The organism is Klebsiella sp. JN_Kp126 (genome assembly GCF_033843325.1).
Taxonomy (GTDB): Bacteria; Pseudomonadota; Gammaproteobacteria; order Enterobacterales; family Enterobacteriaceae; genus Klebsiella; species Klebsiella michiganensis.
Genome location: NZ_JAWXQV010000045.1, coordinates 1 through 13,321 on the forward strand (window position 1 = coordinate 1; position 13,321 = coordinate 13,321).

Sequence of the window (13,321 nt, forward strand, 5' to 3'; positions counted from 1 at the left end):
CAAAACTCTATGCCTGTCTTTTTTCACCCGCCCATTACTGGGGATTCCTCAGCGCGCTGGCGGGCTTTTTTTCGCCAAAAGAGATCGGCGCTGGCTGATTATTGCTCAACCACGCGCGGCAATCGGCATCTGGCAAGAGAAAATTATGCAGCGGGTCGTGATGAGGACTGAAAGAGTTTATGGCAGTAGGGACAAATGAGTTGCGCACCTTTTTGGACTCGGCTGAAGCTGTGTTCTGAATCCTGGGAGCAGTTAGGGCAGGAGCATTTAACGAGATAATTACGGCGAGTTTTAGCGTCTTTGCGTTCTGACATATGATATTTCCTGATTTAAGAGCGTATGACCATACAGCATTCTACAGAAAATAGCTCTAACTCATTCTTCGCAGCGGTGGTTCAGGCTGTGAGCGGCAGGACGAAAAAAAAGATCCAGCGGAAGCGTGCAGGAGAGGATTTTTCCCCTTTTTTTGTGATTAACATCACTCTTTAAAATAAAATCAATTTATATCAATTAATTAGCGATCATCGATTTTGGCGCGTAGAGAACGTTTTTCTCCATTTTTCCCGGAATAGAGTGAAAATAGGCAAAATTTTCTTCCTCGTCTGATATACATTTTAATAGTGATTGAAGGGCGCAAATCACGCTGTTAATGATGAAATAGCTATTCCTTTTTGGCTATTAAACGGAGTTTTGGCTGTTGTTTTATTCGCCAGCTTCGCCGAAGGCGTCAATAAAAAATAACGATCTTTTATGTCTAATAATAATTTGAGTGTACTCTATGAAAACCAAAACTAAAGATATTGCAACTCTGGCGGTACACGCTGGAAACCAATCCGATCCGGTAACTAACGCTATATTTACGCCGATCGTCACGGCCAGCTCATTTATTCAACCTAATCTTTATGAAGGCGGCGATTTTTGTTATTCCCGGGTCTCTAATCCAACGCGTCAGGCTTATGAATCGGCGCTTGCCGAGCTGGAAGGCGGCATTTACGCCACCGCCACCGCATCGGGAATGGCGGCCACCAATATCGTGATGGAACTCTTGCCCAAAGATGCCCATATTATCGCCATGAAAGGCGTCTATGGCGGAACCTGGCGGCTGTTCGAAAAATTAAAAACGCATACCACCGGCGCCACGATTTCCTATATCGATTTGAATGATGAGCAAAGCCTGATGGCCGCTATTCAGGAAAATACCGCTTTAATCTGGATTGAAACGCCGACCAATCCCTTACTGGAACTGGTCGATATCGCGAAAGTGTGCCGTATTGCTAAAGCACGCGCCATTACTACCTGCGTCGATAATACCTTTGCCAGCGCCTGGAATCATAAACCGCTTGAAATGGGCGCGGATATGGTCATGCTCTCTACCAGTAAATATGTCGGCGGACATTCAGATTTAATTGGCGGCGCGGTAATCACCAATAATGAAACGCTGGCATCGAAGCTCGACTTTATTAAAACCACCATCGGTTCCATTGCCTCGCCATTCGATGCCTATCTTGCTCTGCGCGGTATGAAAACGCTGGATCTGCGCATGGCGCGTCAGTGCGGCAATGCGCTGCGGGTGGCTGAATATCTGGAAAACCATCCGGCGATTGCCAGCGTCTATTATCCCGGCCTGCCGTCGCACCCGCAGCATGCGCTGTGCAAAAAGCAAATGCGTTCAGGCGGCGCGGTGGTAACCGCAACGCTGAAGGGGGATATCCAGAGTCTGAAACGCTTCATCGGCGGTCTGCACTATTTTGTGCTGGCGGAATCGCTTGGCGGGGTGGAGAGCATGATCAACCATTCGGCTTCTATGTCCCACGGGTCGATGTCAAAAGAAGAGCGGGAGGCTATTGGGATTTACGACACGACGCTACGTTTCTCCGTCGGTATTGAACATATCGATGATTTGCTGCAAGACCTTGACAGCGCCTTCGCCGCGATGGGCATCGCACAGGATAATCATCATGCATGACTATGGCATCTGGACGATTATTACCCCGCTGGTCACCATTATTCTGGCTATCCTGACTCGCCAGGTGATCCTTTCCCTGCTCACCGGCATTTTCGTTGGCTACGCGGTGATTAACCACAGTATTATCCAGGGCGTTGGCGCCACCCTGAACGGGATTATCGAAACCTTCGCTTCCGCCGGTAATGCGCGAACGATTGTTTTTATGGTGATGATCGGCGGTATTATGCGGCTGATTGTGGTGACCGGCGGCGTGCGGAAACTGGTGCAGTTTCTGTCGGAAAAAAACGATTTCGTCACCAATAAAAAATCGGTCCAGCTGCTGGCGATGCTGGTGACATCGTTGATTTTTATCGAGAGCTCGATAAACCAGCTGATCGCCGGGGCCTCGACGAAAAACCTTGCCCGACGCTATAAAGTCTCACCGGAAAAGATGTCCTATATTATCCAGACATCCTGCGTCTCCGTCTGCTCGTCGGTGATGATCAACGGCTGGGGGGCGGCGATGATGGGCGTTATCGGCGTACAGATTGCGCAGGGGTACCTGACCGGCGAGCCATTTGAAGTCCTGGCAAGCTCAATGATCTGGAACACGATGGCCTGGTTTTCATTAGCCTCGGTGCTGTTTTATATTCTCTCCGGCTGCAGCTGGGGGCCAATGAAAAAGGCGGAGGTGAAGTTTGAAACGATCCAGACCGAAATAGAACAAGAGCATGGCGAAGAGGAGGCGGACTCGGTAATTGACCATCCGGCCTGCAATTCATTGCTGAACTTCTTCATTCCCATTCTTTCCACTGTCTTAATGGTTCCGGTTGTTCTGTATATTACCGGCGACGGACAATTCTCAAAAGGCAGCGGCTCGATGTCGGTCTACTCCGGCGTTATGTTTGGTACCATCGTCTCTTTTATCTGGTTCCGCGCGCGCGGTATTCTGAACGTTGAGAACTTTTTCAAAGAGCTGTATATCGGCTACGCCAGCATGGTTAAAATTAGCTCAATCATGATCCTGGCTTTCCTGATGGGGCATATTTCAGCGGAGCTGAATACCGGGCAGTATATCGCCTCCATTACCTCCGGCGTTATTCCATCCGGTTTCGCGATCGGCTTTATCTTTCTGATTGCCGCGGTGATGTCGCTGGCCACGGGCACCTCATGGGGGACCTTCGCCATTATGATTCCGATTGGCGTTCAGCTGGGCGTCTCAATAGGTATCGACCCGCACTTTATGATCGGCGCGGCGATTTCCGGCTCAATTTTTGGCGACATGACTTCCCCTATCTCCAGCGATGCCATCGTGGCCTCGATGGCGACCAGCTGCGACCATATTGAGCATATTCGTACCCAAATGCCTTATGCGCTGGTGACGGGTAGCCTGGCGCTCGTTGTTTATTTAATTGTCGGTTTTACGCTTTAACCTACAGATTTAAGGACGCAGGGCGCGCAGGGAGGCGCCCGACCGGTAAAATGGGCGTGTTAAAGGCGTTTTTATGTCCGTCCCTGGAGAGAGGCAGGTAAAAAAACCGGCAGAGCTGCCGGTTTCGTCGTTAGATCTTACAGGCGTCGCCGCAGTCATCGTCGGCAACAACGGCCTGCGCTTTTTTATCGGCCTCTTCAAGGCGCTCAGCGTTGCGCTCTTGCGCTTCTTCCAGCCCGCTAAAGACGAGGTTATCGAGATCAATTTCCATACGTTACCCACTTAAGTTCAGTTTTGACCGTGAGCAAGTATAGGCAAAACGCCGGGGGGATGCACCCGGTGTGAACCCGTGTAGCACATAGCGATAAGTGCGGGTGTGTTATTGCGTGCTGTCGGGAGCGAGCGCGGGTCGGGATCCTACTAATAATAATAGTTGAAAGCATGTTTTATAACCTGCCGGCGATTATTATAGTCGCGATCAAATTATTTATTAAACGAATCGACAACGAGCGCTGGGTTAGACATTGACTTGTATAAAATATGCTAATATTGACCGGCTTATGGATGTATCTATGGATTATGGTCAATGGTCTCGACAACAGCAGTAGCCGCTATCAAAGAATGGCGGAAAACTAATAAATTTATTTGTCACGTTAAACTCAACTATAAAAAGGTATTGCGGAAATGCAGAGAAATATCTTTAATAGGAGGAAAATATAAGGAATATCAGACGTTATGTGAAAATTACGCTTGCGCAAAACTAACAGGAGCAACCGAGGGGCTGGTTAACTTTGAAGATAAACCCTTTAAGGCCTATTTAAATAAAAAGATGTCAAAAAGAGCGAAGCTCAATATTGCTCATGGCGCTTTGAATTTTATAGAGAAAACCTTTCTTCACGAGGCGTTGCCGCAGCTGTACGATATGAAAGCATTTGGTCGTTCGCTAATCACTATTGCGCTGAAAAACGGTACCTGCATTGATGTGAAGCTGCTGGCATCGCCTTTTCAGGAGGAGGGGGAGCTGATGCTATTAATGTTCCTGGGTGATAAACGCGTCTACAGTATCTGTTTTTCCTGCACCGAAGATGGCCGGGCCTGGATTGGCGGCATCCAGGGTGGGAAAGACATTGATAATGAAGAAGTGAAAGCGCTGACCAAGGAGCTTTACGGCATCCGACCTAAGAACTTAATTATCACGCTGCTGTACGGTTTTTTGTCGCATTTCAATATCAAGGAGATCTATGCGATCGACAGCCATTACCATGTTAAAAGCGACAGAGTAAAAACCAGCTATTCTGAGCTTTGGCTGGAAATTGGCGGTGAGAAGCATCGTCGCGGCTGGTATAAATTACCGGCGAACGAGATAAAGAAAAGCCTGGAAGAGGTTAAAAGCAAGCACCGGAGCCAGTTTATCAAGCGAGAAGGCTTGAAAGAGCTGGCCCAGCTGGATATGGCCGCCGCGCTACGCGACATTAGCGTGGATCGTCACTGCTGATTATCCTCGTTTCGCATTTGCCGGTGGGCAGGGGGCTGCCCACCGGCAATGGCGGAGTCAACGCAAGCTGAATGCGGCCGGCGCCTTCATCGCGGTGGCCGCTCGGCGAAAGACGTTATTCACTAAGCTTTAGGCTGGGAGGCAGTTGATTCATCGTCACCAGAATCCCTCGATGGAGCTGAATAGCGCCCAGCTGTTTTAATTTGGCCAGGGTTCTCATGACCCCACTGCGCGACAAGAAGGTTCTCGACAGAATATAATTGGCGGCGGTGATTTTATTTTTGATCGCTTCCGGTTCATTATTTAATTCTATAAGCTGATGAACGATGATTTCATAACAGGAAAGTTTAGAAACCTTAAAGCAGTGGGCGTAGACTTTGGCCGACGAATATTCCAGAAGTCGTGAGACATTTTCCCATAATTGCTGTTCGGCGATGATCTTATGCGCCTCGTTAATTGATATCAGGCCAATAGAAGATGTTTCCTGGGTGCGCAGGTAAATATGCCGAGAATAACGTAGCTGACTATTCATGCCAAAGATGAATGGACTCGTTTCGGAGTTGATGATGAGTCCATCGTTGTTGCGATATAAAGACATCGTGCCACGGAACAAAACCAAGCATTGATGCTGGTTTTCTTTTACTATGCCGATGTTTCGTCTCCCATCCATTAACATTTGGTTACATTTGGGTGCCAGGCAGCGAATGAGTTTATCAATGTCGTCTATGGGTTTGGTGATGGTCCGGAGCAGATCTGTGTCATGTTGCACACGAGGGATTGTTTCCATGCTTATGATTTCCTTATAAAAAAGAGAACTCCCAAAAAACAGCAAACTGTAGCCAAAACATTATCGATGACGCTGAGGGGGCGAATAAACCCCCAATGAGTCTACACATAGACTTAAAAAAACTTGCCGCCTCATCAGACTTAAGATAAATATTAATAGCATAAGCTTATAAATCTCCTTATTTACATAACAGCTAAATCTATTTGGTTTTAATTTTATCGATGTGGCATTTGGGCTATTCCTGATATTTGATATTATTGGGCGGTAGCGTTTATGACTATTAACAGTGTTCAGGACTTGCAGTTATCAAGGATTGCTCGACAGTGGATTGCCAGTAGCCATGAGCAGAGTCAATACAGGAGCCGAATCTCAGGGGCTCCATTGAAGAAACCGTCAGGTTGGCTATGAAAAAACGAAAATATTTAAGTAAAAAAGAGGTGCAGGCATTAATTGATGCTTCGCAGCAGCAGGATGGCTCGCTGCGTGATTATTGCATGCTCCTCATGTGTTTTATTCACGGACTGCGCGTAAGTGAATTACGTTTTTTAAAAGTGAGCGATATTGATTTATCCAGCCAGCGGATCGCCATTCGGCGTTTAAAAAATGGCTTTTCAACTATTCATCCTCTTCAGCCCCGTGAACAGCTGGCGTTAAGCCAGTGGCTGGTTAAGCGCACGAGCTGTTTAAACGCCGATCTTCCCTGGCTGTTCCTGTCGCGAAAAGGCACTCCGCTTTCCCGACAGCACATTCACGTTATGATGCGAAATTATGGCGTGCAGGCCGGCATTGCCGTTCCGGTACACCCGCATATGCTGCGCCACGCCTGCGGTTATGCGCTTGCGGAAGAGGGCGTTGATACACGCCTGATTCAGGATTATCTCGGCCATCGCAATATCCAGCATACCGTCTTGTATACGGCGAGCAATCCGGCGCGCTTTAGCTCGATTACCCTCTGAAGCCGGAGTATCTGGCTCGATAAGAGCCAGATACCCTTTAGTTATAGGTAAAGTTCATAACGACCATCGCGCTGATATGACCCGCGGTGGCGTCCCCTGCGACGCTAAATACGCGCGCGCGCATATCGAATATGGCCTGACGGTTATTATCGACGTCGACGGCAATAGATTTTCCGCTGCCTGCATTAATTGAACCGGTTATACGCTGAAGTTCTATCGCGACATTGCGTGAACTGTCCGGGCTGCTCACGTTGGCATATAAATCAGGGTCAGCTCCGTCGACAGGGCCTGTAAAGTGAGCGGTAACGCTTGATGTTCCTACAGGGCAGTGGCTCAGCGTGACGTAAAATTCTTTCCACTCGGAGTAAGAGTTGGCCGCGCTAAGCCGGCGGCTGGGAATATTTTGTCCGAGATCGATATTATAAATACCGTTGTTTTCGACGGTGCAGGAAGACGCAACAATATCGCCGTTGATATAAAGAGTGACATCCGCAGCATAAGCGGGTAATGACGACGAAATCGCCGTAAATAACGTTATGACGGCCGGGCTGGCGATAATTCTCATTATCGACTCCTTAAGTAAGCAGTGAGAAACGAGAGCGGGATAAACTCAGTTGTACATCATCGTTAAGGTGGCCACCGCGTTGGCGTGGCCGGGATGGATCTCCGGCGTGTTCTGGTAATAGCGAAAGGTGAGCGGCAGGGTTATCGATGCGCCAGCCTCAGGGATGGTGCCGACCGGGAAAAAACGATCGAACTGGACGGGCGAGCCGTTATAAAGCACCTGAACGCCGACCCCCTGGGCTACGCCGGTTTCATTGCTTAAGGCCACTACGCCGAGCGTCGGGGAGAGATAACCTTGACTGCTTATTGACGTATTCACGGCGACCTTATCGTCGCACCGCACCGGAATTGACAAACTCTGCTCGCCGCTGGTGCTGCCCGGACCAGAGAATTGGCCCACCGGAACAGCACCCATGTTGACAGTTAACGTCGAGGGGACGGTGCAGCTTACCGCTTTATAAACAATATCTCCGGCATAGCCGATATAGTTTTGCTGCCCCTGGCTGCCGATGCCCAGACCGGTATCATAGACCCCCATACCAAATTTGGTTTGCGCGACATCGAGAGTGCCGCTCGTTGCCGTATCCCCCGTTTTTACCAGCGTTAGTGTGACCGTATATCCAAAGGTCATGCTGGCGTCGCGGGAGATATACCCCAGCGCCTGCGCGCGCGTATCGCAATCGCTGCCGATACCACTCACCCTTTGGCCGGCGCTATTTTGCAGCGCAATACCGATGCCTTCGACGCCGGTTTCATAGACCCCCGGAAACCCCGCGACTTCTTCGCCGCTGCCGTAATAGCAGGCGATAATGGGGTGCCCCGGGGTGACATCCGCCCAACCGCTGCGGCCTTTGCAGTTTCCGTTAAAGGTGAAGACCCGCTGCGTGCCGGGAATATCGCTGCCTACCGGCAGCGCCCGCGATACCGCGATCTGCGCGAGCTGCTGGGTAAACGGCGTGGGCGGAGAACTGGGACAATAGTTGTTCTCCGCGTGGGCAGCGCTGGCGATCAGAGTAACCAGCATAAGGGGGACGTTGACTCGTTTCATATCGTCATGCTCCTGCTATAAACACTGTGCATTAAGGTTGATGATCCCGCTGGCGCTTTGCGTCAGGCTGTAATTCACTCTGCACCGGCCATCAGGGTCGTGACTCCAGCTAACCTCCAACTGACCCGCGTCTTTTAGCCCCGTCAGATAAACCTGTCCTCCATCGCCTACGATGAAGCTTTTTGGCGTCGGGGAGGCGGGATCGATAACCGTTGCGCCGAACGGTACCGACGCGCCGTTGCGTTTTCTCAGGGTCATCAGGACCCGTTTACCGAGGCTGGTTTCATAGCTGGCCTTCACCAGCGCGCCGCGCGTGGGGATGACCGTCTGCGTTGCCAGCGCCAGTTCGGCATCATCGGCCAGGGTTTCGGTATTCAGCGTGAGATCGTTTTTGCGATAGGGGCTGAGGTAGGGGACGACGGTATAGCCGAAGCGATCGGTTTTGACGCCTGACTGCCCAAGCACCGCTACGTTTTGTGCGCCGGGCGCGGCGATCAGCGCCATCGTTTCGCCGAGGGGCTGGCTAAAGGTGAGGCCGTTGCGATGCGCCACGATCCCGCCCTGCAAGCCATAGTTAACGCGTTCGCTGTAGCGATCGCGGGCGTAGCCGACGAGGGTCTCGGCGTAAGAGGCGCGCCAGTCGGCATTAATCCCGCTATTGCTTCCCTGGCCCTGAGAACCATAGCCCTGCATGACGCTCCAGCTCAGATTGTTATCGGCCAATAAGGTACCGCCCAGGCTCAGATTATTGGTGGTATTCCCCTGCTTACTGGTATTCATCATGTAGCTGACGTAGGTGGGATGGCCGCCGAATAATTTCTCCAGAGGAATACTCATGGTGAGCGCAAACAGCCCATCGCGGTCGTAGATGCGCCCGGAGCGCTGGCCGTAGCGTTCCGCAGAGTGAATGTTATAGCTGTAGCTCAGACCGAAACTGATGCCTTTATACGAACCGTTGTAGCTCGCGCTATATGACTCCATGCGTTTGTTTGTATCCCAATAGTCTTCCACGATGGCGCTAAGCGCGAGGTTGCCTGGTATCTGAAACAGGTTCTGGCTGACGGTTAACTCGGCGCGGTTGCGCCTGCGTTCCGGCATCACGTAGCGCCGCCCATCGCGCCAGGTATTAAGAACGTCCTGCATATCCCAGTAGCCGCTGGTGGCATAGCGATAGCCCGCGAAGGTGAAGTTAGTCCCGGTCTGCACCAGGTTTTTGCTGTAGCGAATACGCCAGGATTGGCCTTCTTCTCGCGGTCGATTTTTTTGCTGCGACCAGGCCTGGGTGATATCGGTGGATAGGGCGCCAATGGAGCCCAGGTTTTTACCTATGCCCAACGCTAACGCCTGGTATCTGTTACTGAACTGGCCGCCGCCGTATACGGTGTAGCCGGCGGGAAGGCCATAAATCGCCGTGCCGGCGGCCAGCGGGGCTTTATCGATGCCGTTGTCATAGGCGCGGTAAACGCCGGTGGTCATGGCGTATTTTAACCGGCCTTCGCGCTGCAGCACCGGGACCGAGGCGTAGGGCACCACGAGGAATTGTTCGCTGCCGTCAGACTCTTTGATGGTGACGTACAGATCCCCGGAACCGCCGGTGGGGTACATATCGGTGATTTCGAAGCTGCCGGGCGAAACGTAGGTCTGATAAATGATGTATCCGTTTTGTCGGATCGTGACCTGGGCATGGGTACGGGCGATCCCCCGCACTACGGGGGCATAGCCGCGCAGGCTCTCCGGCAGCATATCGTCGTCAGACGCCAGCTGGCCGCCGCGAAACGGAATACTGTCGAAAATATCGGAAGGCGTGGTGCTATCGCCCAGCGTCAGCCGGCTCTTCAGCGAGCGTATATCGCGCTGGGCGTAGGTATAAACGGTATCCCATTTTGTTGAGGTGCCGCTTTCACCGTTCTGGCTGTTGCGGTTCCAGGTGGTGTAATTACGCAATCGCCAGGGACCGATATTAAGACCGGGGCGTAAATTAATGTACTGCGCGTTTCCGCCGCCGCCGCCGCCTTTTTTGTCCCGGTTGTTGGCGCCGCTGACGCTGTAATTGACCAGCGCCGCCGGAATGCCGTCATCCCACCGCGCCGGATCGACCCAGCCGCGCGCGGCGTTGGTAAGGGAAGATTGGGGAAAACTTAACAGCAGCTGCTGGTGCGAGAAACGAAAGTCGGCGCTGGCCTGAGGAATCGCCGACAGCCTTGCGCAGCTGGCATCGGGCTGGCCTAACGTCGGATAACGCTGGATCATGACGCCCCATGAGGCCAAATCGTTCAGGGACAGGCAGGGCTGTAATGTGTTCTGTCCCTGCGCGTTTTGCTGTATGCGGAACTCAACGTCCCGGGTATCCACCTTGCTGTCATTGACATAAATATCCACCCTGTAGCGTCCGGGCTGCTGCCCGCCATGCTCCTCGAAGGCGGAGAGATCGGTGGTGGCCAGCCCGCCTGCGCCGGTTTCCAGATGGGCGGGGTTGAACCGTTCCCGGGCGTTAGCTGAGGGGCTTATCCCCACAATCAGGGCAATCTGGGTGGCGATAAGGTAAGCTAAATTCAAGGGCGAGTCGCTTGAGGTTCTTTTGTTCATCCTGAAATGCTCCTTAGCTGACGGCAAATCGCCGCAGCGCAAACCGTCGGCAGCGGCGGGTTAGCGAACCTGCGTGTGGCTTTTTCCCACGCCGCCAAAGTCGCTAATGATTTTCCATGACACCAGGCCGGTCACCTTGCCAGGGGTAGCAAACGTGGCTGAGCTCATTGGTGCGACAAAGGTGGCTTCGGTAATGGGATGATTGCCCACCGTGACCTCGTTGAAATTCATGTAAAACGGCGTCGGATTCGATACCGTTAGCCTGCTGCCCGTCAGGCTCCATTTCAGCTTATGGGTCACCTCTTCCGGGATACCCTTCAGCGTTTTGGGACGATAAATAAGCTTGAGGCGCGTTCTTACGGCGATTTGCAACGTGTTCGCGTCTTCCGGGGCGGTATTTGTCGGAATAGCTTTGACGTTTAGCCAATAAAGCGACTCGCGATCGGTAGGGAGCTGGCCGCCGGTATTGACGATCCGCAGCAGGTTTTGCTGATTGCCGTCGAGGCGGAACAGCGGCGGGGTAATAATAAACGGCGGCCTGGCCGGATCGTTATTGCGCGGCTCCACCCACGACTGGATCAGATATGGGCCGGTATCCGAATTGCTGACGCTTAAAGAGGCCTCTTTTTTGCCGCCGTCAAAAATCAGTCGCGTGCCGCCAATTGTGACGCCGCCGCTTTCTGTCGCCGCCGCTAATTCGCTCGCCAGCACCAGGAGGAGAAGGGGAAATATTCTATATCCTTTATGCATGATAGCTATTGACTCCACAAATACGAAAAGGGACGGACCGGCCGCTGCCGGTCCGCGGAAATAACGCCAGCGCAACAGAAATACGCCGACGAAATATCCGTTAGTTGTAATTGAGGGTAAATGTGCTGGTAGAGTTAGCGAACCCTGCGTTTACGGTGCTTGATGTCGCATAATAGCGGGCGACGAAAGCGAGACTATTTCCGCCCGGCTGCAGCGGGTAAGCGGACGAGGCGGTATATAATGGAACGACGACGTTTTTATTATCCATTAACTGGATCCCGACGCCCTGTGCCACGCCAGGCTCTTGGGTGAGCGCCAGAATAGTGCCGACGCTGCTATCCGCCGTGCCGTCGAATTTTACCGTGGCCGACTTAGCGGATTTCGGGCAATCTTTCAGGGCAATAATAAATTTGGTCGCCGAGGCCGTGGAGCCCGCGCCGTTGAAGGCTTTGTTGGAGACATTCCCCATCATAACCGACAGCGGGTTGGTCATATTATTGATCACGGTACAGGCGCTATCGGTGATGGAGCCGTAAAAATTAATACGGCCATCATCCGCGAATACGGAGGCGGACATGACACCGGCTAACAGACCAACAGCAATAAGACTCTTGTTCATAAGGTAGTCCTTATATGCAATATAGAAAGGTAATAGCTTCACAGAAATAAATTTCTCATGAGCCTTTATTAATCTGATAGCCAGATGTCGTGCTGAAATAGATTCAGTGACGCTGAGGTTTATTTCTGCAGAAGACATTTTGTATCAAAGTGTCATGTTTAGTTTTATCTATTTTGTTTGTTGATTTTTTAGATGTAGATGCCAAGGATGGCGATTTTTGCAATATTAAAAACCATAAATTCAGGATTGGATGGTAAATAATCTGGTGTTTCGGAGGGTGACGTCTGAGGTTTGGGGTTGCTGGAAAATGCGCGTTAGATTCTAATCTATTGATAATTAATGTTTTTAATTTTTCGAGATGCGAAAAACCTTACGGGTTGACAGGTTATTAGCGATTTATTATGTTAGTGACAATCTGATACATTATGTCAAGTAAGAAATATATTGGTTATCGCGTCACCATATATTTTTAAATCTTGCAGCATTGCTCGCAGTATAAAGCACCGTATGCTGAATATTTCTGTGACCGAGATAATCCTGAATTAGCCGGGTATCCATGCCCTTATCGGCCAGCGAAAAACCGCAGGCGTGGCGCAGCATATGCGGATGGGCCGCAATCCTTAAACCCGCACTTTGGCTATAGTGGCTAATCAATACGTGGATCCGCTGACGCGATAGCGGCGTTCCTTTTTGCGAAAGAAATAGCCAGTCGCTGTCGCTGTTGCGATAGTTTTTACGCACCGACAGCCATTCACGGATAAACGTCATCTCGCTGGAAAAGAGAGGATGCGTTGTGGAAAACCCATTTTTAAGCCGTTTGACGTAAATTGAGTGGTTATGCAAGTCAAGGTCAGATAGCCGCCAGTGGCGAATTTCGCTGACGCGGCAGCCGTGAATGAAGCACATCCAGATTAAACAACGATCCCTCTCCGGGTTCGCTCCCTTATACGCCTCGTTGATGATTTTTTTTATCTCAGTTTCGGTGAGATATTTTCGTTTATTCATGTTTACTCTCCTGAACAGCCATGAAATTTTTCCCCTTCAGGTGTCAAGGCGAATGGCTTCGCCCGATGTAAGCGGTCAAATGAACGCGCCGGGTATGATTAAACAGCGGGGGGAGGATAGCAAGACGATCGGAC

General features: G+C 51.2%; 13 protein-coding genes. 4 read left to right on the top strand and 9 right to left on the bottom strand.

The window, feature by feature from the left end; translation table 11 throughout:
• Positions 1-143 precede the first annotated feature (143 nt).
• Positions 144-314, bottom strand: coding sequence for a YnfU family zinc-binding protein (locus tag SIK97_RS05110; protein ID WP_213220741.1), 171 nt, complete (start codon positions 312-314; stop codon positions 144-146).
• 464 nt (positions 315-778) lie between these two features.
• Here SIK97_RS05110 and SIK97_RS05115 point away from each other — a divergent pair, with 464 nt between their 5' ends.
• Positions 779-1,966 carry a trans-sulfuration enzyme family protein gene (locus SIK97_RS05115; RefSeq protein ID WP_057173434.1) on the top strand — a complete coding sequence of 396 codons (1,188 nt, stop codon included), beginning with the start codon at positions 779-781 and terminating at the stop codon, positions 1,964-1,966.
• Positions 1,959-3,377: a Na+/H+ antiporter NhaC family protein gene (locus SIK97_RS05120; protein WP_057173433.1), complete on the top strand. Its 1,419-nt coding sequence runs from the start codon at positions 1,959-1,961 to the stop codon at positions 3,375-3,377. The genes SIK97_RS05115 and SIK97_RS05120 overlap by 8 nt, the downstream gene beginning before the upstream one ends.
• A gap of 130 nt (positions 3,378-3,507) precedes the next feature.
• On the opposite strand, the gene SIK97_RS05125 is transcribed toward SIK97_RS05120, so the two are convergent.
• Entirely contained in the window at positions 3,508-3,648 is a 141-nt protein-coding gene (locus tag SIK97_RS05125; RefSeq protein WP_004851627.1) for a hypothetical protein, read from the bottom strand.
• Positions 3,649-3,963: 315 nt separating this feature from the next.
• Here SIK97_RS05125 and SIK97_RS05130 point away from each other — a divergent pair, with 315 nt between their 5' ends.
• Entirely contained in the window at positions 3,964-4,872 is a 909-nt protein-coding gene (locus SIK97_RS05130; protein WP_057173432.1) for a DUF535 family protein, read from the top strand.
• A gap of 115 nt (positions 4,873-4,987) precedes the next feature.
• On the opposite strand, the gene SIK97_RS05135 is transcribed toward SIK97_RS05130, so the two are convergent.
• Positions 4,988-5,659, bottom strand: a complete 672-nt coding sequence (locus SIK97_RS05135; RefSeq protein WP_025105875.1) for a helix-turn-helix domain-containing protein — start codon at positions 5,657-5,659, stop codon at positions 4,988-4,990.
• A 404-nt stretch (positions 5,660-6,063) separates the two neighbouring features.
• Between SIK97_RS05135 and SIK97_RS05140 the strand changes: the two genes are divergently transcribed.
• Entirely contained in the window at positions 6,064-6,615 is a 552-nt protein-coding gene (locus SIK97_RS05140; protein ID WP_014838689.1) for a tyrosine-type DNA invertase, read from the top strand.
• Between the two features lie 37 nt (positions 6,616-6,652).
• Here SIK97_RS05140 and SIK97_RS05145 read toward each other — a convergent pair whose 3' ends face one another.
• The 6 genes from SIK97_RS05145 to SIK97_RS05170 form a co-directional block, all read right to left on the bottom strand.
• The gene (locus SIK97_RS05145) at positions 6,653-7,180 is read right to left on the bottom strand and encodes a fimbrial protein (protein ID WP_057173431.1); all 528 of its coding nucleotides are present in this window, start codon (positions 7,178-7,180) and stop codon (positions 6,653-6,655) included.
• A 45-nt stretch (positions 7,181-7,225) separates the two neighbouring features.
• A complete protein-coding gene (locus SIK97_RS05150; protein ID WP_025105873.1) occupies positions 7,226-8,227 on the bottom strand; it encodes a fimbrial protein in 1,002 nt (333 codons plus the stop codon).
• Between the two features lie 15 nt (positions 8,228-8,242).
• Complete coding sequence (locus SIK97_RS05155; protein WP_048262250.1) at positions 8,243-10,813, bottom strand: fimbria/pilus outer membrane usher protein; 2,571 nt, start codon at positions 10,811-10,813, stop codon at positions 8,243-8,245.
• Positions 10,814-10,873: 60 nt separating this feature from the next.
• Positions 10,874-11,563 (bottom strand): molecular chaperone, encoded by a 690-nt coding sequence (locus SIK97_RS05160; protein WP_025105871.1) that lies wholly within the window; start codon positions 11,561-11,563, stop codon positions 10,874-10,876.
• A gap of 100 nt (positions 11,564-11,663) precedes the next feature.
• Positions 11,664-12,182: a fimbrial protein gene (locus tag SIK97_RS05165; RefSeq protein ID WP_057173430.1), complete on the bottom strand. Its 519-nt coding sequence runs from the start codon at positions 12,180-12,182 to the stop codon at positions 11,664-11,666.
• Between the two features lie 456 nt (positions 12,183-12,638).
• Complete coding sequence (locus SIK97_RS05170; protein ID WP_032749775.1) at positions 12,639-13,187, bottom strand: tyrosine-type DNA invertase; 549 nt, start codon at positions 13,185-13,187, stop codon at positions 12,639-12,641.
• Between the last annotated feature and the right edge of the window lie 134 nt (positions 13,188-13,321).

Coding starts and splice junctions, on each gene's coding strand:
- SIK97_RS05160 (WP_025105871.1), bottom strand. CDS start 11,563: ATGCATAAAGGATATAGAATATTTCCCCTTCTCCTCCTGGTGCTGGCG.
- SIK97_RS05115 (WP_057173434.1), top strand. CDS start 779: ATGAAAACCAAAACTAAAGATATTGCAACTCTGGCGGTACACGCTGGA.
- SIK97_RS05170 (WP_032749775.1), bottom strand. CDS start 13,187: ATGAATAAACGAAAATATCTCACCGAAACTGAGATAAAAAAAATCATC.
- SIK97_RS05110 (WP_213220741.1), bottom strand. CDS start 314: ATGTCAGAACGCAAAGACGCTAAAACTCGCCGTAATTATCTCGTTAAA.
- SIK97_RS05120 (WP_057173433.1), top strand. CDS start 1,959: ATGCATGACTATGGCATCTGGACGATTATTACCCCGCTGGTCACCATT.
- SIK97_RS05140 (WP_014838689.1), top strand. CDS start 6,064: ATGAAAAAACGAAAATATTTAAGTAAAAAAGAGGTGCAGGCATTAATT.
- SIK97_RS05130 (WP_057173432.1), top strand. CDS start 3,964: ATGGTCTCGACAACAGCAGTAGCCGCTATCAAAGAATGGCGGAAAACT.
- SIK97_RS05125 (WP_004851627.1), bottom strand. CDS start 3,648: ATGGAAATTGATCTCGATAACCTCGTCTTTAGCGGGCTGGAAGAAGCG.
- SIK97_RS05150 (WP_025105873.1), bottom strand. CDS start 8,227: ATGAAACGAGTCAACGTCCCCCTTATGCTGGTTACTCTGATCGCCAGC.
- SIK97_RS05155 (WP_048262250.1), bottom strand. CDS start 10,813: ATGAACAAAAGAACCTCAAGCGACTCGCCCTTGAATTTAGCTTACCTT.
- SIK97_RS05135 (WP_025105875.1), bottom strand. CDS start 5,659: ATGGAAACAATCCCTCGTGTGCAACATGACACAGATCTGCTCCGGACC.
- SIK97_RS05165 (WP_057173430.1), bottom strand. CDS start 12,182: ATGAACAAGAGTCTTATTGCTGTTGGTCTGTTAGCCGGTGTCATGTCC.
- SIK97_RS05145 (WP_057173431.1), bottom strand. CDS start 7,180: ATGAGAATTATCGCCAGCCCGGCCGTCATAACGTTATTTACGGCGATT.